General features: G+C 69.3%; 27 protein-coding genes. 12 read left to right on the forward strand and 15 right to left on the reverse strand.

Annotation, left to right across the window (positions count from 1 at the left end):
* Positions 1-51 precede the first annotated feature (51 nt).
* Entirely contained in the window at positions 52-1,044 is a 993-nt protein-coding gene (locus tag HC028_RS11805; protein WP_168076393.1) for a GlxA family transcriptional regulator, read from the forward strand.
* A 76-nt stretch (positions 1,045-1,120) separates the two neighbouring features.
* Here HC028_RS11805 and HC028_RS11810 read toward each other — a convergent pair whose 3' ends face one another.
* The gene (locus HC028_RS11810) at positions 1,121-1,627 is read right to left on the reverse strand and encodes a VOC family protein (RefSeq protein ID WP_168076394.1); all 507 of its coding nucleotides are present in this window, start codon (positions 1,625-1,627) and stop codon (positions 1,121-1,123) included.
* 26 nt (positions 1,628-1,653) lie between these two features.
* On the opposite strand from HC028_RS11810, the gene HC028_RS11815 reads away from it, so the two are divergent.
* The 3 genes from HC028_RS11815 (at position 1,654) to HC028_RS11825 (ending at position 4,654) form a co-directional block, all read left to right on the forward strand.
* Positions 1,654-2,490: an AraC family transcriptional regulator gene (locus HC028_RS11815; protein ID WP_338091278.1), complete on the forward strand. Its 837-nt coding sequence runs from the start codon at positions 1,654-1,656 to the stop codon at positions 2,488-2,490.
* Between the two features lie 416 nt (positions 2,491-2,906).
* Positions 2,907-3,281: a PadR family transcriptional regulator gene (locus HC028_RS11820; RefSeq protein ID WP_168076397.1), complete on the forward strand. Its 375-nt coding sequence runs from the start codon at positions 2,907-2,909 to the stop codon at positions 3,279-3,281.
* Entirely contained in the window at positions 3,278-4,654 is a 1,377-nt protein-coding gene (locus HC028_RS11825) for a permease prefix domain 1-containing protein (protein ID WP_168076398.1), read from the forward strand. The genes HC028_RS11820 and HC028_RS11825 overlap by 4 nt, the downstream gene beginning before the upstream one ends.
* A 382-nt stretch (positions 4,655-5,036) precedes the next feature.
* Here HC028_RS11825 and HC028_RS11830 read toward each other — a convergent pair whose 3' ends face one another.
* Both HC028_RS11830 and HC028_RS11835 read right to left on the reverse strand, forming a co-directional pair.
* Positions 5,037-5,564, reverse strand: a complete 528-nt coding sequence (locus HC028_RS11830; RefSeq protein ID WP_168076399.1) for a DUF6879 family protein — start codon at positions 5,562-5,564, stop codon at positions 5,037-5,039.
* Positions 5,565-5,569: 5 nt separating this feature from the next.
* The gene (locus HC028_RS11835) at positions 5,570-5,767 is read right to left on the reverse strand and encodes a hypothetical protein (RefSeq protein ID WP_168076400.1); all 198 of its coding nucleotides are present in this window, start codon (positions 5,765-5,767) and stop codon (positions 5,570-5,572) included.
* Between the two features lie 287 nt (positions 5,768-6,054).
* On the opposite strand from HC028_RS11835, the gene HC028_RS11840 reads away from it, so the two are divergent.
* The gene (locus HC028_RS11840; RefSeq protein ID WP_168076401.1) at positions 6,055-6,204 is read left to right on the forward strand and encodes a hypothetical protein; all 150 of its coding nucleotides are present in this window, start codon (positions 6,055-6,057) and stop codon (positions 6,202-6,204) included.
* Positions 6,201-6,428 carry a flavin reductase gene (locus HC028_RS11845; RefSeq protein WP_239075232.1) on the forward strand — a complete coding sequence of 76 codons (228 nt, stop codon included), beginning with the start codon at positions 6,201-6,203 and terminating at the stop codon, positions 6,426-6,428. The genes HC028_RS11840 and HC028_RS11845 overlap by 4 nt, the downstream gene beginning before the upstream one ends.
* 3 nt (positions 6,429-6,431) lie before the next feature.
* Here the strand turns inward: HC028_RS11845 and HC028_RS11850 are convergent, their stop codons facing one another.
* Positions 6,432-6,995 carry a nucleotidyltransferase family protein gene (locus HC028_RS11850; RefSeq protein WP_168076402.1) on the reverse strand — a complete coding sequence of 188 codons (564 nt, stop codon included), beginning with the start codon at positions 6,993-6,995 and terminating at the stop codon, positions 6,432-6,434.
* A gap of 219 nt (positions 6,996-7,214) precedes the next feature.
* Here HC028_RS11850 and HC028_RS11855 point away from each other — a divergent pair, with 219 nt between their 5' ends.
* Positions 7,215-8,297, forward strand: a complete 1,083-nt coding sequence (locus tag HC028_RS11855; RefSeq protein ID WP_239075244.1) for an LCP family protein — start codon at positions 7,215-7,217, stop codon at positions 8,295-8,297.
* 44 nt (positions 8,298-8,341) lie between these two features.
* On the opposite strand, the gene HC028_RS11860 is transcribed toward HC028_RS11855, so the two are convergent.
* The 4 genes from HC028_RS11860 to HC028_RS11875 all read right to left on the reverse strand — a co-directional run bounded on the left by HC028_RS11860 (position 8,342) and on the right by HC028_RS11875 (position 12,769).
* Complete coding sequence (locus tag HC028_RS11860; RefSeq protein ID WP_168076581.1) at positions 8,342-9,517, reverse strand: ROK family protein; 1,176 nt, start codon at positions 9,515-9,517, stop codon at positions 8,342-8,344.
* Between the two features lie 26 nt (positions 9,518-9,543).
* Positions 9,544-10,809, reverse strand: a complete 1,266-nt coding sequence (locus tag HC028_RS11865) for a sugar ABC transporter permease (RefSeq protein WP_168076404.1) — start codon at positions 10,807-10,809, stop codon at positions 9,544-9,546.
* Positions 10,806-11,597: an ATP-binding cassette domain-containing protein gene (locus tag HC028_RS11870; protein WP_168076405.1), complete on the reverse strand. Its 792-nt coding sequence runs from the start codon at positions 11,595-11,597 to the stop codon at positions 10,806-10,808. The genes HC028_RS11865 and HC028_RS11870 overlap by 4 nt, the downstream gene beginning before the upstream one ends.
* An 83-nt stretch (positions 11,598-11,680) precedes the next feature.
* Positions 11,681-12,769, reverse strand: a complete 1,089-nt coding sequence (locus HC028_RS11875) for a sugar ABC transporter substrate-binding protein (RefSeq protein WP_168076406.1) — start codon at positions 12,767-12,769, stop codon at positions 11,681-11,683.
* Positions 12,770-13,157: 388 nt separating this feature from the next.
* Here HC028_RS11875 and HC028_RS11880 point away from each other — a divergent pair, with 388 nt between their 5' ends.
* Both HC028_RS11880 and HC028_RS11885 read left to right on the forward strand, forming a co-directional pair.
* Positions 13,158-14,390, forward strand: coding sequence for a cytochrome P450 (locus tag HC028_RS11880; protein ID WP_168076408.1), 1,233 nt, complete (start codon positions 13,158-13,160; stop codon positions 14,388-14,390).
* Positions 14,391-14,403: 13 nt separating this feature from the next.
* Entirely contained in the window at positions 14,404-14,601 is a 198-nt protein-coding gene (locus HC028_RS11885; protein ID WP_168076410.1) for a ferredoxin, read from the forward strand.
* A 121-nt stretch (positions 14,602-14,722) separates the two neighbouring features.
* Here HC028_RS11885 and HC028_RS11890 read toward each other — a convergent pair whose 3' ends face one another.
* The 3 genes from HC028_RS11890 to HC028_RS11900 are packed head-to-tail and all read right to left on the reverse strand — an operon-like array spanning position 14,723 to position 17,556.
* Positions 14,723-15,775: an ABC transporter substrate-binding protein gene (locus tag HC028_RS11890; RefSeq protein WP_239075234.1), complete on the reverse strand. Its 1,053-nt coding sequence runs from the start codon at positions 15,773-15,775 to the stop codon at positions 14,723-14,725.
* Between the two features lie 43 nt (positions 15,776-15,818).
* Complete coding sequence (locus tag HC028_RS11895) at positions 15,819-16,748, reverse strand: ABC transporter permease (protein ID WP_168076412.1); 930 nt, start codon at positions 16,746-16,748, stop codon at positions 15,819-15,821.
* Complete coding sequence (locus HC028_RS11900; RefSeq protein ID WP_168076414.1) at positions 16,738-17,556, reverse strand: ABC transporter ATP-binding protein; 819 nt, start codon at positions 17,554-17,556, stop codon at positions 16,738-16,740. Before HC028_RS11900 ends, HC028_RS11895 begins: the two co-directional genes overlap by 11 nt.
* A 185-nt stretch (positions 17,557-17,741) precedes the next feature.
* Between HC028_RS11900 and HC028_RS11905 the strand changes: the two genes are divergently transcribed.
* Together HC028_RS11905 and HC028_RS11910 are read left to right on the forward strand one after the other, a co-directional pair.
* A complete protein-coding gene (locus tag HC028_RS11905; RefSeq protein WP_203981118.1) occupies positions 17,742-19,340 on the forward strand; it encodes a sensor histidine kinase in 1,599 nt (532 codons plus the stop codon).
* On the forward strand, positions 19,337-19,993 hold the full coding sequence (locus tag HC028_RS11910; protein WP_168076416.1) for a response regulator: 657 nt from the start codon (positions 19,337-19,339) through the stop codon (positions 19,991-19,993). Before HC028_RS11905 ends, HC028_RS11910 begins: the two co-directional genes overlap by 4 nt.
* Here the strand turns inward: HC028_RS11910 and HC028_RS11915 are convergent.
* The 4 genes from HC028_RS11915 to HC028_RS11930 all read right to left on the reverse strand — a co-directional run bounded on the left by HC028_RS11915 (position 19,990) and on the right by HC028_RS11930 (position 22,655).
* Positions 19,990-20,319: a DUF6295 family protein gene (locus HC028_RS11915; RefSeq protein ID WP_168076418.1), complete on the reverse strand. Its 330-nt coding sequence runs from the start codon at positions 20,317-20,319 to the stop codon at positions 19,990-19,992. The two genes, HC028_RS11910 and HC028_RS11915, sit on opposite strands and share 4 nt — an antisense overlap.
* Before the next feature lie 13 nt (positions 20,320-20,332).
* Entirely contained in the window at positions 20,333-21,094 is a 762-nt protein-coding gene (locus HC028_RS11920) for a dienelactone hydrolase family protein (RefSeq protein ID WP_168076420.1), read from the reverse strand.
* A gap of 48 nt (positions 21,095-21,142) precedes the next feature.
* Positions 21,143-22,177, reverse strand: coding sequence for a cellulase family glycosylhydrolase (locus tag HC028_RS11925; RefSeq protein WP_168076423.1), 1,035 nt, complete (start codon positions 22,175-22,177; stop codon positions 21,143-21,145).
* Positions 22,178-22,319: 142 nt separating this feature from the next.
* Positions 22,320-22,655, reverse strand: coding sequence for an MTH1187 family thiamine-binding protein (locus HC028_RS11930; protein ID WP_168076425.1), 336 nt, complete (start codon positions 22,653-22,655; stop codon positions 22,320-22,322).
* A gap of 119 nt (positions 22,656-22,774) precedes the next feature.
* Here HC028_RS11930 and HC028_RS11935 point away from each other — a divergent pair, with 119 nt between their 5' ends.
* Positions 22,775-23,959 carry a M20 metallopeptidase family protein gene (locus HC028_RS11935; RefSeq protein ID WP_168076427.1) on the forward strand — a complete coding sequence of 395 codons (1,185 nt, stop codon included), beginning with the start codon at positions 22,775-22,777 and terminating at the stop codon, positions 23,957-23,959.
* Positions 23,960-23,979 lie beyond the last annotated feature (20 nt).

Consider the following 23,979-nt stretch of genomic DNA (forward strand, 5'->3'; position numbering starts at 1 on the left):
TCTGGTCCGGCCAGGGGCGAGATCGCCACATGTCCGGGTAATCTCGCCACCATGGTGGCCCCGCTTCGTGTCGGTTTGCTCGCGTATCCAGGATGCTTCGCGTCGGAGGTCTTCGGGGTTCCCGACCTCCTCACGATGGCCTCGCACATCGCCGCGGCCAACGCGACCAGGGATCCGCTGTACGACGTGTCGATCCTGTCGCCGCGGCGGCGCGTGGTCGCCTCCGGCGGCGTGGCGATCACAGTCGTGCCGGTGCGGCAGGTCGATGTCCTCGTCGTACCCGGGTTCGAGCTGTGCCCCGGGCTCGACCTGGACGCGACGCTCACGTCGCTCGGGCCGGAGATCGAAACCATCAGGTCCAGTTCGCAATCGGGAGTCGCGCTGGTGTCGATCTGTGTCGGCGCGTTCCTGCTGGCCGACGCCGGCCTGCTTGACGGGCGAGAGTCGACGACCTCGTGGCTGTTCGCCGACCGGCTGGCAGACCGTTGCCCTGGCACCGACGTCAGACCGGAGAAACTCGTGGTCACCGACAGCGGGGTGACCACGACAGGCGCGTTCAGCGCGATGTACGACTTCGCCCTCGGCCTCATCCGCGAGCACAACGGCAGCCGCGTCGCCCGCGCCACCGCGCGTGTCGCGCTCGTCGACGACGCGCGGTCGAGCCAGGCTCCGTACGTCGACGCGGAGCTGTTGCCGGCCACCGGCAGTCAGTTCTCGCAAGGCGTCAAACGCTGGCTGGACCAGAACGTGCGCGAGCGCTACGACCTCGGGCTGCTCTCCGCGACGTTCCACGTCAGCACACGAACCCTCCTGCGGCGGTTTCGCGGCGAGACCGGCCAGACCCCGCTCGGATACCTGCAGGCGCAACGGGTGCGCAGGGCGAAACACCTGCTCGAGACCACTGAGCGGACAGTCGCCAGCATCGCCGCCGATGTCGGCTATCGCGACCCCGGGACGTTCAGCGCCGTCTTCACCCGCCTGACCGGGCACCGGCCGCGGGACTACCGCGCGACGTTCGGGGGAAGCGCCGAACCCATCTCCTGACGAACCGAAGCACAACGTCCGCCCATCGGCATGAGCGAGCGGTTGCGGTATTCAAGACGAGGCCCCGTGGCCCTCATCATCGCGCCTGGTTCTGCTGCCTGGCCCATTCCGCGACCCGCCGCGCGCTCTCCTCTTCGGAAAGGTCCTCGACCCGGGTCATGACCGACCACCGTACGCCGAACGGGTCCCGGATGCTGGCGAACCGGTCGCCGGACACGAACGTCGCCGGTGCTTCGCGAATGACGGCGCCTGCCGCCTCGGCCCGGGCGACCACGGCGTCCACGTCCGGACAGTAGAGGCCGATGGAGTAACAGTCCTGGCCCCCTTCGGGCGCCGCGACGAGGCCGTAGTCGGGTATCGGCTCGCCGAGTTGCAGCAGCCCGTTGCCGAAGTCGAGGACGGCGTGGGCCACGACACCGCCCATCTCGGTCACGTCGACCACCCGCGCCCCGAAGATCTTGTGATAGAAGCCAATGGCTTCACGTGCATCCGGAATGGCCAGGAATGGAGTCAGGCTGGTGGCGCCGTGCGGCGTACCGTTCGTGGTGTGCTCGCCGTCGGCGGCTCGGCTCGTCTCAGTCATAGGGCACGATCGTAGGTATGCCCAGCGTGGACCGGCTTGAAGATTCGCGACACGTGCCCGACCCGGGCGTGCCGAGCCCTCGAGGTGTCCTCTATCCGGCGCGGCTGCCCACGTTCGACCGGCTTCCAGCCCCGGATGCGGTGGCGCAGCTGGTGCGCTGGTTCTGGATTCCGGAGTGGCAGATCCAGCCCGGGCGCTCCTCCCGGCAGCACCTGATCGCCTTTCCCGCCTACAACCTCGTCGTCGAGCCGCGTACGGTCGGCCTCGCTGGACCAACGACCCGCAGTTCGTACCGTGACCTCACCGGGACCGGCTGGGCCGTCGGAGCTCTGCTGCTGCCGGCGGCGGTGCCCCACTTCGCCGCGGACCCGGCGGCCCTGCGTGACGCGTACCAGCCCGTGGACTTACCCGTCTTGCACGAACGGGTGTGTAACGCGATGCTCGGGCCGGGCGACCGGCAGGCCCGGCACCGCCACGCGGTCGATGCATTCGCGGCGTGGCTCGCCGGTACGGTTCCACCGCCGAACCGCGAGGCGCTGCTGGCCAATGCGATGGTCGAGGCCATCGACTCCGATCCGGCGATCCGGACGGTCGAGGACGCCGCCGTACGCCTGCGCCTCTCCACCCGGTCGTTGCAGCGGCTCGCGTCCCGGTATGTCGGGTTGCCGCCGTCGACGATGATCCGTCGGCGCCGGCTACAGGAAGCGGCCGAACGCCTGCGAACGGACCCGGGCACGACTCTGGCCGCCATCGCCGCCGACCTCGGCTACAGCGACCATGCCCACCTTGCCAACGAGTTCCGGTCGGTACTCGGCCTCACCCTGAGCACCTATCGGCGGCGGGTATCGCCGGAGGCCACCTGACCCGGATACCTCGACGCTTGCCGGCCAGCGAGCGCTGGACAGGTCGCCGACGCATGGAAGTCGGTTGTGTGTTCACTTTTGACGGGCTGGACATCTGGCGCAGCGGATGAAGCAGCGCCTGGAACAGCCGCCTGACTCTCGACTGAGACCTGCTACCGGCCGCACCGGCCCGCAGCCGGGCTCGGCGTGATCGACGGGCAGACTGCCCTCGACCAACCCACCCTCATCGGCTGTCCCACTCTCGCGCTCGTCCTCCCACCGTGCTCAGTTGCACTCGATTCGCGGCGGAACAGTGCGCCCGTGCGGCGGCGGATCGCGGATACCGCTGGCAGGGGACACGTGACTGGACGTTGCGCCAGGCAATACCTAGAAGTACTATGCATCGTACTTCTAGGGGTAGGAGCGGGGTGAGGTCCGTGAAGGTCGCTAAGGATTTGGTGGCCGCCTCGGCGACACCGATGGTGCTCGGCATCCTGGCTGAGGACGCGAGCTACGGCTATGCCATCCTCAGGCGGATCAACGAGCTGTCCGGTGGCGAGCTGGACTGGACCGAGGGCCTGCTGTACCCGCTGCTGCACCGGCTTGAGCGCCTCGGTTATGTGGAGTCGAGCTGGCAGTCGGTTACGGGCGAGCGGCGGCGCAAGTACTACCGCATCACCGACAAGGGCCTGGCTGAGCTGGCCGAGCAGCGCCGCCAGTGGGACACGGTGGTGGACGTGCTCAAGGAGATCTGGCTCGGCCTCGGCGACCGCGGGCCGCTGACCGCGATCCCGCTGGAGGGCCGGGCATGACGGCGCGGGAGGACCAGGACAAGCTGGAGGCGCAGTTCGCGCAGTGGCGTCAGTACGTGCAGCGCCGCCGGGAACTGCTGCCGTCCGACGCCGACGAGCTCGAAGACCACCTCCGTGGTTCGGTCGACGAGCTCGTCGCGGCCGGCCTGAGCCCGGATGAGGCGTTCCTGGTCGCGGTCAAGCGGATGGGCAGCCTCGACGAGCTGTCTCGCGAGTTCGCCCGGGAGCATTCGGAACGGCTCTGGAAGCAGCTGGTGCTGACCGGTGAGACCGGCAGCCCGGTCGCGGACACGCGGTCGCGGCGGGACCTGTGGGCCATGGTCATCTGCGCGGCGGGCGCGGTGGCGTCCGTCAAGGCGCCAGCACTGTTCGGGCTGAGCTTCGAGGACGACAGCTCGTTCTACGCGCGGAACTTCACCCTGTTCGCGCTGCCCTGGCTGGCGGCGTTCCTGGCCTGGCGCCGTCAGGCCCGACGCCCGCTGATCGGGATACTGGTGGCGCTGTTCGCTCTCGGCGCCGTGGCGGGCAACGCCTACCCCCTGGCGGACAAGTCGCAGTCCGTGGTCGTCACCAGCATCCACCTCCCCATCGCCCTGTGGCTCGTGGTGGGTCTGGCCTATGTCGCCGACGACTGGCGCTCGTCCCGTCGACGCATGGACTTCATCCGCTTCACCGGCGAGTGGTTCATCTACTTCGTACTCATGGCCCTCGGCGGCGGCGTACTCTCCGCGTTCCTGTTCAACACCTTCAAGGCCATCGGGATCGTCCCGGAGGAGTTCATCTCGCATTGGCTCCTTCCCTGCGGCGCCACGGCCGCGGTCGTCGTGGCCGGGTGGCTCGTCGAGGCCAAGCAGAGTGTCGTCGAGAACATCGCGCCGGTCCTCACGCGGCTGTTCACCCCGCTCTTCACGGCCGCCCTCCTCGCCTTCCTCGTCGCCGTCGTCTGGACCAGCCACGGCATCGACGTCGAGCGCGAAGCGCTGATCCTGTTCGACCTCCTGCTGGTCGTGGTGCTGGGGCTGCTGCTCTACTCGCTCTCGGCCCGCGATCCGCTGGCCCCGCCCGGCCTGTTCGACAAGCTCCAGCTCGCGCTCGTGGTAAGCGCGTTGGCCATCGACGTGCTGGTGCTGCTGGAGATCGCCGGGCGCATCACCGACGAATACGGCAGTACGCCAAACAGGGCGGCCGCGCTCGGCGAGAACGTCATCCTGCTGGTCAACCTCGCGTGGTCGGCGTGGCTCCTGCTGACCTTCATCCGTCGGCGCACGCCGTTCGCGGCGCTCGAACGTTGGCAGACCGGCTACCTGCCGGTGTACGCCGCGTGGGCCTGGATCGTGGTCCTCGTCTTTCCTCCGTTGTTCAGCTACGTCTGACCGAGAAGGTCCACCACAAGGACACCAATGTCGCCCGCCCGCCCGGCGGTGTGACGGGCCTGTCGCAACGCTCGCGTGCCAAGCACGCACCTTCGGCCAGTCGTGCTCCGGGAGCGCGGATGGTCCTCCGCTGGCGTCCTCATCGGCACGAGCGCGCTTTGCGGCTACTTGCACCTACTCGGTCGGCGGCTGTTCCTGCTCTGCGGCTCCTGCTCTGCGGCGGCCTCCTCCTTGCGGTGTAGGAGGTGTCCGAGCGGGTACGAGCCGGGCGACAGGGTAGGCCCCGAAGACCGGCGGTGTGGTTGCGTGCGTCCAGGCGCAGCTCGCGTAACCGGGTGCCCAGCGCTTCCCGGGCCTGCCTGATGTTGGTCAATGGGACTCTTTACACAGGGTGTTTGGCGATGAATTCGTCGCGGCTGACGGCGTAGTGCCAGGCGACGTCGCGCCATTGGCAGTGCCGCAGTACCTGGTCGGGGTCGGTGATGATTTCTGTACCGAGGAGGCGGTCATCGTCGTCGAAGTGCAGGAGAGCGAGCCGCTGGGAGTCGAACAGCCAGACGTCGTGCTCCGGAAGACCCAGCTCCCGGTACCGGTTCCGCTCCATGTACCGGATGTCCTCGCCGGCTGCGTTGTTGTACTGCGCGCCGACGAGGCCGAACCGGGTGTAGTCGGAGAGCGGCACGGAAACGGCTCGCACCCGCATGAATCGCTTGCCGGCTGTTACCGCGTTCCTGACCGTGTCATGCCACGGCCGCCAGCGTCGCTCCGGGTCGGGCTCGCCCGCCAGGAACCTGCGAAGGTGTTCTTGTTCCGCGTTGACGTTGTACCGATCTCTGGTCTCGAAGCGGAACGCGGTGTGATCGAACGACGTGAACAGCTGGTCGAAATCCTCATCGGTCAGCAGGTTCATTCTGGTCAGTCCCGAGGTGCGAATCGCAGCAGTTCCTTCGGGATCTCGACGAATCCCTCGCCGTCCAGGACGTCACGTAGGCCAGCCAGTGCTTCCAGGTCAGTGACGAGATCGCCCTGCACCACGTAGGTGTCTCGGTCGGTGGCGTACAGCGTCGGACAACTGCCACCGTCCGAGGTGCTGCCAAGGAACGTCAGTCGCATTGCCCTCACCTCTCGAACGTTTCTTGAAGTTGCGGACACCCCATGCTGGGGCCCGCCCGGGACCGCCGTCGACGATGCCTATGACTCTTGCCAGATAGTGCGATGCGCAGGGCTGCGGTTGTGCGGAATTCCCACGGCCAGATCTGGCACCGACGGGTTTCGGAATTTCGAGCAATTTGTTGGAGGTGCTGCACTGGGTACCCATACGGTCGCCAGCTATGGAACCGGTCGACATCGCCCGTATCAAGGCAACTCATAAACCCCGGCCGTGGTGGCGGGCGTGTCGCGTGACGACCGGCTGTACCTGTGGCGCGAAGCGCTGGCCATGCGACGCGCTGCTGGTCGCGCGGGACGCGGAGAGCCGTGCCAACCAACCCAACGTCGAGGCGCGGGTACGGGTGATCATCAATCGTAAGTACGGACGGTACCCGTCGTGAGTGGACTTCACGTACCGATGCGGCCGGCCTGGACGTGTGCCGCCTGTGGGATGGACTGGCCCTGCCCCACGAAGCGAAGTCAGCTTGCTGCCGAGTACGACCGGGCCCGCACGAGCTTGGCGCTGGTGATGGCTGGGTACTTCGTCGAGGCGGCCGAGGACCTGCCGCTACGCGGCTGCGGCGAGATGTACATCCGTTTCGCCGGCGGAGAGGTTCGCCCTTGACCCTTACCGCACCGGGCGGTCCAGATCCGTACCGTCCGCGATGTCCTCGCACGCCACCGTCACCACCCGGTCCGGATTAGCGAGCAGGTACGCACGCGCGCCGACGTCACCCACCGCGAGCGCGGAGACCCCGGCCCAGTGCTCCCGGCCGAGCAGCACCGGGTGGCCCCGCTCGCCGTGGTAGGTCGCGATCACCAGTGCGCCGGGGTCACTGAGCGCCGCCACCCGCTGTACCGCCGACGCGGTGACGCCGGGCGTGTCGACCAGCAGGACCACCGTGGCCTGCGCCGACGTGCCCGCGAGCGCGTCGAGCCCGGTCCGCAGCGACGAACCCATGCCGCCGCCCCAGTCGGGATTCGTGACGGTTAGCGCTCCGGCCAGGTCGGCCCGGGCCCGTACCTCATCGGCGGCGGCGCCGAGCACCACCACGACCGGGTCGCACCCGGCCGCGCGTAGCGTCGCCAGGCCGTGCTCGACCAGCAGCCGTCCGTCGCGTTCGACGAGCGCCTTCGGCATCCCGTACCGCCGCCCCGCACCGGCCGCGAGCAGCAGGCCACCGGTTCTCACCGAGCTCGCACCTCCGTGGACGGTATACGGGGTTTGGTCGCTTGCCGCGAGGCTAGTGGGGTGCGGTGCCCGCGGGGGCACGTCCCGCGTCACCAACCGAGGGGAACGTCTATGAACCCTGGAGACCCGACGACTCCCGCAGACCCACGGCCACCGATGAACCCTACCGGCAGGCGGGTATTTCCCCCGAGGCGGTCTCCACTGTGGGCCAGGCTGTTGGTGCTCATCGGCGCGATACTGCTGACGGTCAGCGCCGTGGTGATCCTGGGCGGCAGGTATCTGCTGACCCAGTACTCCCGTGAACTCAACGTGGAGAACCTGCTGGGTGACGCGGTGGCCACCGACAACCACGGTCGGGGGTCCCTTCAAGGGCCTATCAACATATTGCTGGTCGGCCTGGATGAGCGGCCGGGTGGAAATCCCGACGACGGCGTCCGCGCCGACTCGATCATTATCGTGCACATTCCGGCCAGCCACGATCAGGCGTACCTGCTCTCCGTCCCGCGCGACGCGCTGACCACCATGCCGGCGTACCCGAAGACCGGGTACGCGGGGGGCGAGGACAAGGTGAACGCGGCCTTCCAGTACGGCTCCCAGGACGGGGGAGGGCGCGGGGGAGGGTTTGAGCTGCTCGCCATGACGGTCAAGCGGCTCACCGGCGTCTCCTTCAACGGCGGCGCGCTCGTCAACTTCGCCGGCTTCCAGTCGCTGGTGTCCGCGCTCGGCGGGGTCGACATGTGTGTCGACGAGACGGTCGTCTCCGTGCACGTCGGCGTCGACGCCGACGGCAACGCCCGGGTGCCGTACGACCTCACCGACGGTGGGCCGGTGCCCGTCCCCGGAGTCACGGCCCAGGTGTACAAGCCGGGTTGCCAGCACCTGGCTGCCTGGCAGGCGCTGGACTACGTACGCCAGCGCGAGTTGCTCCCCGATGGTGACTACGGTCGGCAACGGCACCAGCAGCAGTTCCTGCAGGCGGTTCTCAAAAAGGCCGGCAGCGCGGGGATCGCGGCCAACCCCGTCAAGCTCGACGCCGTCATCCGCGCGGCCGGGCCGGCGCTGACCTTCGACCCCGGCGGTGTCTCCATCGCAACCTGGCTGGACACGCTCAAGCACGTCCGGGCCAACAAGACGACCCTGATCAAGACCAACGGCGGTGCGTTCAACTCGACGGAGGTCAATGGCCAGTCGGTCGAGCTCCTCAGCGATCTGAGTCTGACGCTGTTCCAGCATCTCCGTCGCGACGCGGTGGGCGTGTTCGTCGCCGCCCATCCGGACTGGGTCGCCTCCGGTGCCTCATGATCGTGGAGACTTTTCCGTGCTGGAACACGGAAAAGTCTCCGTGATCATGGGAGTAACGGGTCCTTCAGCAGCGGCTCGAACGCCACCTCGGCGGCACCGAGCAGCGCCGCGTCGTCGCCGAGCAGCGGGGTCCGCAGCCGTACGTGCTCCCGGCACGCCGGCAGGCCGTTGCGGTTGAGGCGGCTGCGTACCTGCGCGGCGGCGGCCAGGTACACCTCCCGCAGGCTGCCGCCGAAGATGACCATCTCGGGATTGAAGATGTTGACCAGGTTGGCGACGCCGAACCCGAGCCAGTCGCCGACCTGCCGGATCGCGTTCTGCGCGACGGCGTCCCCGCGCGCGGCGGCGTCCACCACGGCGGCGACGAGTTCGCGACCGTACCCGTCGCGCGCCGCCGCCCGTAGCAGGGCAGCCTCGCCCACCTCGGTCTCCCAGCAGCCGCGCGCCCCGCACCCGCAGGGGCTGCCGGCCGGGTTGACGACCATGTGGCCGACCTCGCCGCCGTAGCCGCCGTGCCCCGTCATCGGCCGGCCGCCGGCGATGATGCCGCCGCCGATTCCGGCGTCGCCGTGCAGGTACACGAGGTTGTCGCAGCCGACCGCGGCGCCGCGGGTGTGCTCGGCGAGGGCCCGCAGGTCGGCGCCGTTTCGGATGGTCACCGGCCGGTCGGGTCCGAGTACCTTCGCCAGGGTTTCGCCCAGCGGCTCGTCGACCCATCCGACGTGCGGGGCGAGCCGGACCAGGCCGTCCTCGCGTCGCACCATCGCGGACACGGCCGCGCCGCTGCCGATGTAGCGGGCGCCGGGCGGGATTGATCGCTGCATCGCGCGGACGGCGTCGGCCAGGGGCGCGACGACCTCGACCGGTGGCAGTTCGCCGCGCGGGCGCGGAGTGTCGCGGCGGTCGAGGATGACTCCGCCCAGCCCGACCCGGGCGGCGGTGATCCGGTCGGCCTCGATGGTGAACGCGAACACGTACGCGGCCGGCTCGGGTCGGACGACCAGCGACGGTCGGCCGGCCCTGCCGCGGTCGCGGGGCAGTTCCTCGAGGATCAGCCCGGCGGCTGCGAGGTCTGCGGTGAGCGCCCCGATGGTGCTGCGGTTGAGGCCCAGGTTGGTGGTGAGCTCTGCGCGCGAGGTGGGCCCTCGTAGGTGGACGTAGCGCAGCAGCGCGCCCAGGTTGAGCCGGCGAATCTCGTCCTGGCTCGGTCCGGTGCGCAGCCCCTGCTCCGAGTCCCGGGCGCCGCTCATCGCAGACCAGCCGCGGCGGCCCGCCGGCGGGAGAGAGCGTCCACACCGGCGGCGAGCAACAGTACCCCGCCGGTGAAGGCGTACTTGATCCCGGCGTCGACCCCCATCAACCCCATGCCGTTCTCGATCACCGCCATGACCGCGCCGCCGAGGACGGCGTCGACGATCCGGCCCTTGCCGCCGAACAGGCTCGTGCCGCCGATGACGGCCGCGCCGACCGCGTACAGCAGGACCGTGCTGCCGCCCGTGTTCGGGTCGACCGAGTTGGCCCGGGACGCGGCGATGATGCCGCCGACCGCGGCCATCGTCGAGCCGATGACGAACACCGAGATGCGGATGCGGTCGACGTTGATGCCGGCGCGGCGGGCGGCTTCCCGGTTACCGCCGACGGCGTAGACGTGCCGGCCGTAGGCGGTGCGGTTCAGCACGAACGTCCACAGCACGGCGATGAGGCCGAGGATCAGCACGATGACGGGTACGCCCCGTACCGACGCCGCGATCGGGTTGATGCTGCGCTCGAGGTTGAGGACGTACACGGCCGCGCCCCCGATGACGGCGAGCGTGCCGACCCGGACGGCGACCACCGACAGCGGGTCGGCGGCGAGCCCGCGTCCGGCCCGGTTGCGTCGGCGCACGAGCTGCGCCGCGGTGAAGCCGGCGACCGCGACGACCAGCAGCGCCCAGCCAACGGCCGGGGGCAGTTTGCCGGTGGCGTTGATCGCCATGATGGCCGGGTCCGTCACCGGAATGTTCTTGCCGCTCTCGACGAGCAGGAGCAGGACGCCCTGGAAGGCGAGGAACCCGGCCAGGGTGACAACGAACGACGGGATGCCGACCTTGGTGACGAGGAACCCGATGAGCACGCCGATCACGACACCGGTGACGAGCGCGGCCAGGATCGCGACGTACCAGGGCGCGTGGTGCTTGGTGAGCAGCACCGCGAGGACCGCGGCGCACACGCCGCTGGCGAACCCGGCCGACAGGTCGATCTCGCCGAGCAGCAGGACGAAGACGAGGCCCATCGCGATGGCGGTGATCGCCGCGGCCTGGGTGAACAGGTTCGCGAAGTTGATCGTACTGAAGAAGACCGGCCGCGCGATCCCGAAGCCGAGGCACAGCACGATCAGGCCGAGCACCGCCGGCAGGGAGCCCATGTCGCCGCCGCGGACACGGGCGGCGTAGTTGCGGGTGTACGTCGACAGCGACGCCGGGCGCTGCTCGATCTCGCTGGACGGCTGGGTCGCGGAGGCGACAGCGCTCATGACTCCACTCCGTTCACGGACTCGGTGCCGCTCGGTGCCAGCCCCAGCTCACCGCTGCGGCCGGCGGTGATCAGCTCCACGACCTGGGCGTGGGTGACGTCGGTCGCCTTGACCTGGGCGGCCATCCGGCCCAGGTACATCGCGGCGATGCGGTCAGAGACGGCGAAGACGTCGTTCATGTTGTGTGAGATCAGGACGACCGCGTGGCCGGTGTCCGCCAGGCGGCGGAGCAGTTCCAGGACGTTGGCGGTCTGCGCGACGCCGAGCGCGGCGGTGGGCTCGTCGAGGATGACGACCTTGCTGTTCCACAGCACGGCCTTGGCGATCGCCACGGTCTGGCGCTGGCCTCCGGACAGGCTGGCCACCAGTTGGCGTACGGACGTGACGGTGCGTACCGAGAGGCTGGTCAGGGTCTCGCTGGCCAGCTGCTCCATGGTGACCTCGTCCAGCACGATGCCGTTGCGGCGCTCCCGGCCCAGGAACATGTTCTGGACGACGTCGAGGTTGTCGCAGAGGGCGAGGTCCTGGTAGACGATCTCGACGCCGAGGCTCGCGGCGTCGCGGGGGGAGTGGACCGTGACCGGGTTGCCGTCGAAGTAGTACTCGCCGGAGTCGATCGGGTGGATCCCGCTGAGGCACTTGACCAAGGTGGACTTGCCGGCGCCGTTATCGCCGACGAGGGCGGTCACCTCACCGGGGTAGATGGCGAAGTCGACGTCGCGCAGGACCTGTACGGGGCCGAAGCTTTTGTTGATCCCTCGCACTTCCAGCAGGGGAGTGGCGGTCACGGGATTCCCTTCCGTGATTCGGTACGGTGGCGGCGCCGGTCCGGCGCCGCCACCGCGCTAGCGGATCTGCTACTTGACGCGCGCTACTTGATGCCGGCTTCGGCGCACTTCGCCGCGAACTCGCCCGCGCACAGCTCCGCAGCGGTCACGTAGCCGTCGGTCACGACGTCCTTGACGTTGTCCTTGGTGATGGAGACCGGGTCCAGCAGCACCGCCGGCACGTCCTTCTTGGTCGTCGGGTCGGTCACCCTGGCGTCGACGCTCTTCTTCTGTCCCTTTGCCAGGCCGGCGGCCAGCTCGGCCGCCGCGTCGGCCTCCTTCTTTACGGCCTTGTAGACGGTCATGCACTGGTCTTCCGCGAGGATGTTCTGCAGGCCTTGGACGGTGGCGTCCTGTCCGGTCACCGGCACCTTGCCGTTGAGGTGCTGCTTCTTGAGCACCGTGATCGCGGCGTTGCCGAGGCCGTCGTTGGCGGCTAGCACGCCGGCGATGTTCGGCTGCTGGGTGAGCATCTGCTCGAAGATCGTCGCCGCCTGGGCGTTGTCCCACTCCGGTACGGACTGGTCCGGGCCCTTGACGTACTCGCCCGAGTCGTACTTGGGTTTGAGTACCGAGTCATAGCCATTCTTGAACAGCGTGGCGTTGTTGTCGGTCGGCGAGCCGTTGAGCTCGGCGACGACGGGCTTCTGCGCGCCCTTGGCGGTCAAGCACTTGACCAGGCCCTCGCCCTGCAGCTTGCCGACCTTGGTGTTGTCGAAGCTGACGTAGTACTCCGCGCTGCCGCCCAGCGTCAGCCGGTCGTAGTCGATGGTCGCCACACCCTGCGACTTGGCCCTGTCCAGGACGGCCTTGCCGGTGCCGCTGTCCAGGTTCACGATCATCAGGACGGTGGCGCCGTTGGTGATCATCTGGTCGGCGATGGTCTGGAACGCGCTCTTGTCGTTCTGGGCGTTCTGGATGTCGGCCTGGACTCCGGCGGCCTTGAAGGCGGCCTCCAGGTACCTGCGGTCCGCGGTCTCCCAGCGGGCCGACGACTTGCTGTCCGGGAGGATCACTCCGACTTTGGGCGTCTTCGTCTGGGTGGCCCCGCTCGACGACGCGGTGTTGCCGCAGGCGGCCACACCGCCGACTGCGGCAACCGCGACGGCGAGGGCAAGAATGCCGCTGCGCATGAGCACAGGTCCTTTCGGGTCGGGCTGCCGCCGCACGCGGCGCTGTGGGCGGCGGAAGGGGTTACGGGGTAAGCCGGCAAGCGCTCGGCGTATCCGCTGGTTTGTTGTGCCCGGCAACGTATTTCGATCTTTCGGCTCGGCGCAATGCTCTGGTGGGGCCGAGTTTGTTGTTGCCAATAACAATTTGGCGACTGCGATGTCATCGATACGCCAGGTGACGGGCGCTGAACCGTTACAAGGCCGACATGGCGGGCGAGTCGGGTACCGCTCGCGATCGTCTTGCCGTTATGGCAAAGGTGCCGCGGATCGCCCGACCTCGCGCTACTCCGGGGTTACTTTGGAAGCTGCGAGCAGTACCCCCACTGTCGTCCCCTGGGGAGGCGTCGACATGTCAGGGACCACCGCTACCCAACCCACCCCTGCCGATCTTCCGCTGTTCCCGTTCCCGGAACCCGTCGCCCACCCGCTCGATCCGCCCGCGTACCGGGACCTGCTGAGCGGCGAAGCTCCGATCACCCGGGTCGCGCTGCCCACCGGGGGCTGGGCCTGGTTGGTGACCCGGCTCGCCGAGGTGCGGGAGGTGCTGCGCCACCCGGCGTTCAGTGCCGACATCGCCAAGCCGGGCTTTCCGCTGCTCCGGCCGCTGCCCCGGCCACGTGACCGGGACCGGGCCGGACTCTTCATCCGGATGGACCCGCCCGAGCACGGACGGTACCGCCGGATGCTCACGCCCGAGTTCATGATCAAGAGCATAAGGCGGCTGGAACCGCTGATCCAGCAGACCGTCGACCGGTTCCTCGACGACATGGTCGCCGCCGGTCCGCCGGCCGACCTGGTCGACGCGTACGCGCTGCCGGTGCCGTCCCTCGTGATCTGTCACCTGCTCGGTGTGCCCTACGAGGACCACTGCTTCTTCCAGAGCCGTAGCCGGGTGCTCCTCAACAGCAGCGTTTCCGTGGAGGAAGCCCAGGGCGCGGCCGACGAACTGCGCGACTACCTCAGCCGGCTCGTCACGGCCAAGCAGCGCGACGGCGGTGACGACCTGCTGGCCCGGCTCGTCGCCGGCCGCCTGCGCGGCGGGGCGCTCACCCACGACGAGGCCGTCGGCATGGCGGTGCTGCTGCTCGTGGCGGGGCACGAGACCACCGCGAACATGATCGGCCTGAGTACGCTCGTCCTCCTGCGCCACCCGGACCAGTACGCCGCCCTGCGTGACGACCCGGGCCGAGCCCCGGCGCTGGTCGAGGAGCTGCTGCGGTACCTGACCATCGTGCGTACCGGGCTGCCGCGGCTCGCCCTCGCCGACGTCGAGATCGGCGGCACCCGCATCCGGGCGGGCGAGGGCGTGATCGCACTGTTGTCGGTGGCCAACCGCGACGAGGGGGCGTTCGCCGACGCCGACCGGTTCGACGTCGACCGCGGCGCCCACCAGCATGTCGCGTTCGGATTCGGGGTACACCAGTGCATTGGCCAGCCGCTGGCCCGCGCCGAACTGCGCATCGCCCTGGTCGCGCTGGCGGAGCGGCTGCCGGCGCTGCGACTGGCCATACCGGACGACGAGGTGCCGCTGCGCCGCGACTCGTTCATCTACGGCCTGCAGCGGCTGCCCGTGACCTGGTGAAGGCGGTGAGCTCATGCGCGTACGCGCCGATCGGGACCGCTGCTGCGGGTCCGGAAACTGCGTGATGACGGCACCGGAGCTGTTCGACCAGGACGACGCCGAGGGCCTCGTGCTCGTACGAGAGCCCGAGGCCCCACCTGCCTTGCACGATCGGGCCCGGCAGGCGGCGGAGCTGTGCCCGGCCGCCGCCATCCAGCTCGACGCGGACTGACCCGTCGGCCCGGTTGCCGTGGCAACCGGGCCGACCCGCACAGGAGCGCCGGACGGTCGGGTCAGCTCTTGGGCGCCTTGCTCACGAACTGCGTCGCTTGCTCACGAACTGCGTCGCTTGCTCACGAACTGCGTCGCTTGCTCACGAACTGCGTCGTGTACGTCTTCGACAGGTCGATCGTGTCCTTCTTGCCCTTGACGTTCGGTGAGAACTGGCTGAGCACCTCAAGGACGTTCTTCGCGCCTTCGGGCTTCATCACGCCGTCGCCGTTGAACATCCCGATCGTGTCGTGGACCGACTTGACGTACAGGTCCTTGCCACCGGCGGCGTAGTCGGCCGGCATCTTCGCGGCGATCTCCTCGGCGCTGTGCCCCTTGATCCAGCGCAGCGTCTTGACGAACGCGTTCGCCAGCTTCTGGACCACCTGCGGATGAGCCTTGACCCAGGCGCAGTCCATGTACAGCGAGCTGGCCGGGTACAGGCCGCCGAGCGCCGCCCTGGTGCCCTCCTCGGTACGCATGTCGAGCATGACCTGTGCCTTGCCGGTGCTGACGAGTTGCGCGGCGGTCGGGTCGGTCGTCATGCCGGCGTCGATGCCGCCGTTGGTGATCGCGGCGATGAAAGTCTGCCCGGCGCCGGCCTTGACGGTGGTGTAGTCACCTCTACTCAGGCCGCCCTTGGTCGCCAGGTACTGGGTGAGGAAGTCGGTCGACGAGCCGGGGCTGGTGACGCCGAGCTTGCGGCCCTTGAAGTCGGCCGGGCTCTTGATCTGCTGCGCCTTGTCGGTCGCCACCATCTCGACCTCACCGGGCACGTCGGCGAACTGGACCACGCTCTCGATGCACTTGCCCTTGGTCTGCAGGTCGACGGTGTGGTCGTAGAAGCCGACCACGCCCTGGACGTCGCCGGAGATCAGGACGTTCTCGGCGATCGCACCGGCCGGCTCGGTCAGCAGCTGGACGTCGAGGCCCTCCGCCTTGAAGTAGCCGAGCTGCTCGGTGAGCTTGGCAGGCAGGTAGATGACCTTGTCGATACCGCCGACCATGATTTTGGCCTGGGTCGTGGTGTCGGTGCCGCTGCTCGTGCCGGCGTTCGGGCTCGTGCCGCGACACGCGGCGAGGCCGGCGGCGGTGGTGAGGGCGAGGACGACGGCCATCGCGCTACGCGTTCTCATAGTGCGCTTCCTTCCGGGGTTGTCGCATGAGGAGGGGAGGGGTTCAGAGCTGGGCGTCACCGCCGGCCACGGGCGGCCGCCAGCGCAGGAGCCGGTTCTCCAGGCCGGTGAGCAGCCACTCGGCCAGCAGCGCGATGACTGTGGTGATGATCATTCCGGCGTAGATGCCGGCGGCGTCGAACGAGCCCTGGGCGGTGGCGATCAGCAGACCCAGGCCCTTATCGGCGCCGGTGTACTCGCCGACGACGGCGCCGATGAGCGCGAAGCCGAACGCCGCGTGCAGAGAGGCGAGGATCCACGAGGTAGCGCTGGGTACGACGATCGAGGTGAGCACCTGCGTCCGGCTCGCACCGAGGATCCGGGCGTTGTTGACGAGGTTGCGGTCGACCTCGCGGGCGCCCTGGAAGGCGTTGAAGAAGACCGCGAAGAACACCAGTACCAGCGCCGTGGCGATCTTCGAGGACAGGCCGAGGCCGAACCAGATCACGAACAGCGAGGCGAGCACGATCCGGGGTACGGCGTTGGCGGCCTTGATGAACGGCGCGCACACGTCCGACAGGAACCGGCTGCGGCCGAGCAGGATGCCCAGCACGACGCCGAGGATCGCGCCCAGGACGAAACCGAACACCGCCTCTTGGAGCGTGGTGGCGATCTGCGTCCAGATCGAGCCGGCCGAGGTCCCCTTGGTGAACCAGTCGATCAGCCGGTGCCAGATCGCCGTCGGCTTGGAGTAGTTGAACGGGTCGATCCAGTACGTGGCCGACACTTCCCAGCTCACCAGCCAGACCACGACCGCGGCCAGGCGCACCGCCCAGACCACGGCACGGCGGCGTCGGCGCGCTGCGGCGGCTGCGGCGATGGCGGCGGCGTTGTCGAGGTCGGCAGGGGTACGCGGCGAGGTCGGCTGGGTCGGCTGGGTCGGCTGGGTCGCCGTGGCCGTGGCGGTGCCGGTGTCACGAGCGTCAGGCTGCATGGTCAACCCCCTGACCGGTGCCCTGTGCGCGCGAGCGGGCCACCTCTTCGCGCAGCGAGTCCCACACCTCGCGGTAGATGTCGAGGAACGCAGCCGTAAGCCTGACCTCCTCGACGTTGCGCGGGCGGCTGAGCGGGATGTCGAAGGACGCCTTGACGGTCGCCGGCGCGGTCGTCATCACGATCACCCGGTCGGCGAGCGAGATCGCCTCCTCCAGGTCGTGGGTGACGAAGATGACCGCGGCGCCCGTACCCGCCCACAGGCGCAGCAGTTCGTCCTGCATCAGGCCGCGCGTCTGCACGTCGAGCGCGCTGAACGGCTCGTCCATCAGCAGCATCTCCGGCTCGTTGACCAGCGTCTGCGCCAGCGCCACCCGCTTGCGCATGCCACCGGAGAGTTGGTGCGGGTAGTAACCCTCGAACCCGCCGAGGCCGACCCGTCGCACCCAGCCGCGGGCCCGCTCCCGCGCCTCCGCCTTGGCCGCTCCCCGCCAGCGCGGGCCGGCCGCGACGTTGTCGAGGACGGACCGCCAGGGCAGGATCGCGTCCTGCTGGAACATGTAGCCGACGCCGGCCGGGATGCCGCGAACGGGAGCGCCCCGGACCAGCACCTCGCCGGCGGATGCCGGCTCGAGCCCGGACACCAGCGACAGCGTCGTCGACTTCCCGCAGCCGGTCGGGCCGACCACGGCGAGAAACTCGCCAGGTCTGACGTCCAAGGTCAGGTCGTGTACGGCGGTATGGATGCCGGTCGCGCCACGGAAGCGCTTCGTAGCGCTTCGCAGGCTGATCACAGGATCGTCGGTCATCGCCGGTTCCTCCGTCCAATGTGGCCGATTCGTTGCGCCGCGTTTCGTCGGGGCAACGTTGTGTTACGGCGCTGTGACGGGAGACCGTAGGGCAGGCATCGACGTAGGTGAACCCTTGTGAGCCTTGCTCATTCAACTCGCGTTAAGAATGTTTTGCTCGTTTTGCTACGCAGTATCGTCCCGACATGGGACCGCCCCGGATCGCCTTCGCCCGACAGGTACTGCTGCTGCAGATCGGGGTCGTCGCGCTGGTCGTCGGCGTGGGATTCGTGCTGGTCGGTTGGCTACTCAACAGGGAGATCGTGCAGCAGTACCAACAGCGCGCCCTCCTCGTCGCCCAGAGCGTCGCCTCGGACAAGGCCATCGGCGACGAAGCTGCCCGCTACGACCCGAACGGCGTCGTGGCCGTCCGCGCCGACGAGGTTTACCGGGCGACCCATGCGCTGTTCGTGGTCGTCGCCGACCGCAATGGAATCCGGCTGTCCCATCCGAACGCCGCCCTGATCGGCCAGCGGGTGAGCACCGATCCGTCGGGCGCGCTGTCGGGCCGCACCGTCCTCACCGTCGAGCAGGGCACGCTGGGCTGGTCCGCCCGCGCCAAGGTGCCGCTCACCGACAGTTCGGGTGCGATCGTCGGCGAGGTCAGCGTCGGGTTCCGCATCGAGGACACCCGTGCGCACCTCTGGTGGCTGCTCGGCCTCGCCGCGCCCTTCGCCCTGGCCGCGCTGCTGCTCGGCGTGGCCGGGTCGGCGCTGCTCACCCGCCGGCTCAAGCGCCAGACCCTCGGCCTCGAACCGCACGAGCTGGCCGAGCTGGTCCAGGAGCGGGAGGCGGTCCTGCACGGCATCGGCGAAGGGGTCCTCGCCGTCGACAACAACGGCCGGGTGTCCGTCTGCAACGACGAGGCGGCGCGCCTGCTCGACATCACCGCGGCGCCCGGCACGCCAGTGGCCGGCCTGGACCTGCCGCCACGGATCCGTACGGCGCTCGACGACGCCGGCGCATCCGACAACCTCATCACCATCGCCGGCGACCGGGTGCTCGTGGTCGGCCGCCGGCAGGTCCACCGCGACGGTCGCAGCCTCGGGCTGGTGCTGACCCTGCGCGACCGTACCGATCTGGAGACGCTCACCCGGGAGCTGGACGCGGTACGGACCCTGACCGACGCCCTGCGGGCCCAGCGCCACGAGTTCGCCAACCGGCTGCACATCATCGCCGGACTGTTGCAGACCAACCACCACGCCGAGGCGATCGAGTACCTGCACGCGCTGTCCGGGCCGAGCGCCGCGATCGGGCCCGGCGCCGACTCGCTGACCGACCCGTACCTGCAGGCGTTCCTCGCCGCCAAGACGACCGAGGCGCGCGAGAAGGACGTGGCGCTGCGGCTGGGAGACGACACCTGGGTACCGGGGCGCGTGGTCAAGCCGGTCGAGGTCATGACCGTCCTGGGCAACCTGGTCGACAACGCCCTCGAAGCGGCCCGGCTCGGCGCGCGCCGTCCGGCGTGGGTCGAGGTCGACCTGCTCGCCGACTGCGACTGCCTGCACATCTCGGTCGCGGACTCCGGCGACGGGGTGCCCGAGCCCCTGCGCGGCACGCTCTTCACGGAGGGCGTGAGCAGCCGGGACGGCGCAGGCCGGGGACTCGGGCTGGCCCTCGCCCGGAGCGCCGCCCGCAGTGGCGGGGGAGACGTGCGACTCGCCGACCCCGGCGACGGCGGGCACGGGGCGGTCGTCACCGCGCAGATGCCCGGTGCGCTGCGGGGGACGGAGGCGGAACCGTGATCCGGGTACTGATCGTCGAGGACGACTTCCGCGTGGCGCAGATACACGTCGCCTTCACCCAGCGGGTGTCCGGGTTCCGGGTGGTCGGCACGGCGCGTACCGGCCAGGAGGCGCGTGAGCTGGTCGAGCGGGAGCAGCTCGACCTGCTGCTGCTCGACACGTACCTGCCCGACGAGTCAGGCCTCGGCCTGCTGCGTGACCTCGACACCGACGCGATCATGCTGACCGCCGCGTCCGACTCCGCGACCGTGCGCGCCGCGTTCGCCAGAGGTGCGCTCAACTACCTGGTCAAGCCGTTCACCGCCGAGCAACTGACCGACCGGCTCACCGCGTACCGGCACTACCGCGCACATCTCGCCCGTGACCGCGGACTCGCGCAGGTCGACATCGATCGGGCCGTCCACATGCTGCACGACGGCGACCACCCGGTCACCCGCAAGGGGCAGTCGGCCGTGACGTTCCGGTTGGTGGCGGAGGTGCTGCGGGCGGCGGGCGAACCGCGGTCAGCGGCCGACATCGCCGGGCAGCTCGGCATTGCCCGGGCTACCGCCCAGCGGTACCTGACCGCGCTGGCGCAGGGCGGTTCGGCGCGGATGAGCCTGCGCTACGGCACGAGCGGGCGACCGGAGCACCTGTACACCTGGTCTGATTAGGCGGCGCCGGCCTGACTCTTGCTGGCGGGGCTCTTGCTGGCGGAGCTCTTGCTGGCGGGGCTCTTGCTGGCGAGGCCGGGCGGTGCGCTGGCGAGCGCCGCCCGGACCGCGTCGACGAGGGCGAGCGCCGCCTCCTCGGTCAGTTCGACGGCCACCCGCGCCGACGGCCCGGCGGCCGGGTTGATGAAGTCGATGTTGAGCGTGTGCTCCTGCGGCGCGTGCTGGGGATGGTCGACGTAGACGGTGGCGTGGGTGAGCGGAAACCAGCCCCGAGCGCCCTTGCCGCTGCCGTCGATCTCGATCTTCTCGGTCAGATACGTGCACATCGCGGCTGTCTCCTCACGCGCTCAGGTGGCGGCCGAAGAAGTCGAAGACCCGGTTCCAGCCGTCGACCGCGGCCTCCGGCCGGTAGCTCGGCCGGTTGACCGAGAAGAACGCGTGCCCGGCGCCCTCGTACGTGTGGAACTCGAACGTCTTGCCGAGCTTGGTGAGCGTCTTCTCCAGTTCGGCGGTCTGCTCGGGCGACGGGTACTGGTCCTCGGCGCCGAACAGTCCGAGCAGCGGGCAGGACAGCCGGTCGGCGATGTCGAGCAGCGGCTTGACGGCGATCGGGAAGCCCTCGGGCGGGGTGCCGACCACGAACGCGCCGTAGCAGTCGACGGCCGCGTCCAGGTGCAGGTTGCAGGCGGCCAGGAACGCGTGCCGGCCACCGGAGCAGTACCCGATCACGCCGACCTTGCCGTTGGCCGAGGTGAGCGAGCGCAGGTACGCGGCGGCTCCGGCCACGTCGCCGACCAGTCGCTCGTCCGGCACGCCACCGGCGGCCCGGGCGGCCGCGGCGGCGTCGTCGGGGCTCGCTCCGGGCGCCTCCCGGGTGTACAGGTTGGGGCAGATCGCCAGGTAGCCGGCTGCGGCGAACTTGCGGGTGATCTCCTTGGTCGGCTCGTCGTAGCCGGGCATGTGGTGGATGACGACCACCGCGCCGTACGGTCCAGGGCCCAGCGGGCGGGCGAGGTACGCCTCGATCTCGTCCCCGCCGTGGCCGGTGAGGGTGACGGTCTCCGCCAGCATCGCGTCGTCTGTCCCGGTCCTATCAGTCATGAGGTTGAATCGTACTGAGCCCGTCGGAGCTGGCGGCGGGAGCGGCCCCTACATCGCCCACAGTGGCCAGAGGTTCGGCCACCGCAGCCCCTTCTTGGCCGTACCCTGCTTCGCCACCGGACCGAAGACCGTGGCCTCGCGGCTGTTCGTGCGTAGTCCATTGACGCCGGTAAGGAACCGGACGCCCCACGGCGTGCGGAGCTTGGGATCGAAGTTCTTCACCATGTCCAGATAGGTCGCTTCTGTGTTGCCGCTCCACGACCAGCCCAGGTAACCGATGCGGTACAGCTGGGCGTACTTCAGCACCGCGTCGACAGCGGGCTTGCCGTACGGATGGTTGCTGGAGAACTCGGCCACCATGAGGGGAAGCCTCCGGTCAACGAACGACTGGAAGTACGCGTGGACCTTCGCGGGCGTGTCGAAAAACCCGTACATGTGGACGTCGAACACGGTGTTCCCGGTCGGGTCGGCGGCCAGCACCTTGGGAGCGTTGTCGCGCATGGTGAACATCAGGTCCTGCCCCCAGTCGGGCGCGTCGACCATCAGGGTGTGCTGGAAGCCCGCGGCCCGCAGTCGCCGGATCGCTCTGATCGTGTCGTCGGTCCAGGTCGCGAAAATCTTGTAGCCGAACGGCTCGTCAGCGAGGTTGAGGATCACGTAGCTCTCCTGGCCGACGAGGGCGCTGCGGATACTGAGCCAGTACTCGACCGCCTGGTCGATCGTGGCGGCGCGCTCCTGCTGGCCGTAGCCGATCGTGTCGTGCGCGTCGAGGACGCAGATGAGCCGGTTCTGCTTACACAGCGTGATTGCGGTGGCCACTTCGGACGCGGTGTTGGCTGGTTTCCAGCGCTGGCCGATGACTAACGGCAGCCGGATGGCGTTCGCGCCCGTGGCCTTGATCGCGGCGAACGCCCCGGTCTGGCCCGGGTACCACGCGAAGGCGTGGTTGATGCCGCGCAGTACGAGATCCCGGCCGTTGGCCTCGACCAGGCGGCCGTTCTGCACCCGCAGGCCCGTAGCGGCCTGCGCAGGCGGCGCGAAGACGAAAGTCGAGGCGAGGAGCGCGAGAACCGTGGCGCTCACCGCCGCAAATCCTCTTCTCATGGTCACCTCTGGGTAGCGCTGAGCCGGGCGAAGCTTTGCGTCGGACCCAATGGATTCACCGGGCAGCTACCCGGCCGCGCTCCACTTACCCGCGCGCCGCGGTACGGATAGCCTGAGCTGCCTAGTAGTCGATATTCATCTTTACTTCGTTCCCCGGCGTGCCGAGGTGGCGCTCCACCGACGCCACCTTGCCGGTCAACGCGTCCGTCACATCCGGGCGCCAGTCCATCTTCACCAGGGTGCTGACCCGGGGAGCGCGTTGGGCCACCGCCTCCACGGCACGCTTGACCACGTCCATCACCTCGTCCCAGCTGTCTCCCTCGACCAGGGTGAACATGGCATCCGTGTGGTTGGGCAGCCCTGATTCGCGGACGACGCGCACGGCCTCGGCGACGATCTCGCCGACGTTCTCACCGACGCCCAGCGGGGTGACCGAGAACGCGACCAGCACCGACATGAGCATCCCTTCCGAGGCGGACCGAGGTGTCGTGGCCGACGCTACCGGGTGCCCTCGGCCGGGCGCTGCGGGGCGTACTCTGACGGGCCGGTGACGCGAACGTCCGGCGAGGGAGAACCATGGGCCTGCGAGAGGACGCGAAGGAAATCCAGGACGAGCTGGTGTCGCTGCGCCGTGAGCTGCATCAGATACCGGAGATCGGGCTGCACCTGCCGCGTACGCAGGAGAGGGTTCTCGCCGCGCTGGAGTCCCTGCCGCTGGAGGTGAGCACCGGCTCGAGCCTCTCCTCGGTCACCGCGGTCCTCAGAGGAGGCAAGCCCGGGCCTGTCGTGCTGTTGCGCGGCGACATGGACGCCCTGCCCGTCACCGAGCGGACCGGCGAAGAGTTCAGCTCGCGTCACGAGGGCGTCATGCACGCCTGCGGCCACGACCTTCACACCGCGGGGCTGGTCGGGGCCGCGCGGCTGCTCAGCGCCCGGCGCGACGACCTGGCCGGCGACGTGGTCTTCATGTTCCAGCCGGGCGAGGAGGGCATGGACGGCGCCGGCCACATGATCGCCGAGGGTGTGTTGGCTGCCGCGGGGCGCCCCGTCGACGCCGCGTACGGGCTGCACGTACTGTCCTCGGAGTACGCCCGCGGTGTCTTCGCGTCGCGTCCCGGTCCGCTGATGGCCGCCTCGGACGGGCTCTTCGTCCGCGTCGTCGGGGCCGGTGGCCACGGCTCGACGCCGCACAGCACGCTCGACCCGGTACCCGCCGCCTGCGAGATGGTCACCGCGCTGCAAGCCATGGTGACCCGCCGGTTCGACGTGTTCGACCCGGTCGTGCTCACGGTCGGCTCGTTCCACGCCGGCACCAAGCGGAACATCATCCCCGACGACGCGACCTTCGAGGCGACGATCCGGACGTTCAACCCCGCGGTCAGCGCGCAGGTGCGCGAGTACGCCGTTCAGCTGTGCCAGAGCATCGCGGCAGCTCACGGACTGCAGGTCGAGGTGCGCTATGACAGCGAGTACCCGGTGACGATCAACCACCCGGCCGAGCACGAGTTCGTCGCCGACACCGTACGGGACGTCTTCGGCGAGGAGCGGTTCGCCGAGATGGCCAACCCGATGGCGGGGTCGGAGGACTTCTCGCGGGTGCTGAACAGCGTTCCGGGCGCGTACCTCTTCCTCGGCGCCTGTGTCACCGATGACCCGGCGAGAGCCCCGTCCAACCACTCGCCGCGCGCGGCGTTCGACGACAGCGTGCTGTCCGACGGCGCTGCCTTGCTCGCCGAGCTGGCGATGCGGCGATTGGGGTAGTTCGCGGTTGGGTGACAGTG

Origin of the sequence: Planosporangium flavigriseum (genome assembly GCF_011947225.1) — a bacterium.
Taxonomy (GTDB): domain Bacteria; phylum Actinomycetota; class Actinomycetes; order Mycobacteriales; family Micromonosporaceae; genus Planosporangium; species Planosporangium flavigriseum.

Bases quoted from the DNA above. Each gene is read 5' to 3' on its own strand.
- HC028_RS11835 (WP_168076400.1), bottom strand. From the start codon at position 5,767: ATGCGACTGACGTTCCTTGGCAGCACCTCGGACGGTGGCAGTTGTCCG.
- HC028_RS11885 (WP_168076410.1), top strand. From the start codon at position 14,404: ATGCGCGTACGCGCCGATCGGGACCGCTGCTGCGGGTCCGGAAACTGC.
- HC028_RS11865 (WP_168076404.1), bottom strand. From the start codon at position 10,809: ATGAGCGCTGTCGCCTCCGCGACCCAGCCGTCCAGCGAGATCGAGCAG.
- HC028_RS11905 (WP_203981118.1), top strand. From the start codon at position 17,742: ATGGGACCGCCCCGGATCGCCTTCGCCCGACAGGTACTGCTGCTGCAG.
- HC028_RS11875 (WP_168076406.1), bottom strand. From the start codon at position 12,769: ATGCGCAGCGGCATTCTTGCCCTCGCCGTCGCGGTTGCCGCAGTCGGC.
- HC028_RS11805 (WP_168076393.1), top strand. From the start codon at position 52: ATGGTGGCCCCGCTTCGTGTCGGTTTGCTCGCGTATCCAGGATGCTTC.
- HC028_RS11810 (WP_168076394.1), bottom strand. From the start codon at position 1,627: ATGACTGAGACGAGCCGAGCCGCCGACGGCGAGCACACCACGAACGGT.
- HC028_RS11935 (WP_168076427.1), top strand. From the start codon at position 22,775: ATGGGCCTGCGAGAGGACGCGAAGGAAATCCAGGACGAGCTGGTGTCG.
- HC028_RS11830 (WP_168076399.1), bottom strand. From the start codon at position 5,564: ATGAACCTGCTGACCGATGAGGATTTCGACCAGCTGTTCACGTCGTTC.
- HC028_RS11920 (WP_168076420.1), bottom strand. From the start codon at position 21,094: ATGACTGATAGGACCGGGACAGACGACGCGATGCTGGCGGAGACCGTC.
- HC028_RS11900 (WP_168076414.1), bottom strand. From the start codon at position 17,556: ATGACCGACGATCCTGTGATCAGCCTGCGAAGCGCTACGAAGCGCTTC.
- HC028_RS11890 (WP_239075234.1), bottom strand. From the start codon at position 15,775: ATGAGAACGCGTAGCGCGATGGCCGTCGTCCTCGCCCTCACCACCGCC.
- HC028_RS11880 (WP_168076408.1), top strand. From the start codon at position 13,158: ATGTCAGGGACCACCGCTACCCAACCCACCCCTGCCGATCTTCCGCTG.
- HC028_RS11930 (WP_168076425.1), bottom strand. From the start codon at position 22,655: ATGTCGGTGCTGGTCGCGTTCTCGGTCACCCCGCTGGGCGTCGGTGAG.
- HC028_RS11825 (WP_168076398.1), top strand. From the start codon at position 3,278: ATGACGGCGCGGGAGGACCAGGACAAGCTGGAGGCGCAGTTCGCGCAG.
- HC028_RS11915 (WP_168076418.1), bottom strand. From the start codon at position 20,319: ATGTGCACGTATCTGACCGAGAAGATCGAGATCGACGGCAGCGGCAAG.
- HC028_RS11895 (WP_168076412.1), bottom strand. From the start codon at position 16,748: ATGCAGCCTGACGCTCGTGACACCGGCACCGCCACGGCCACGGCGACC.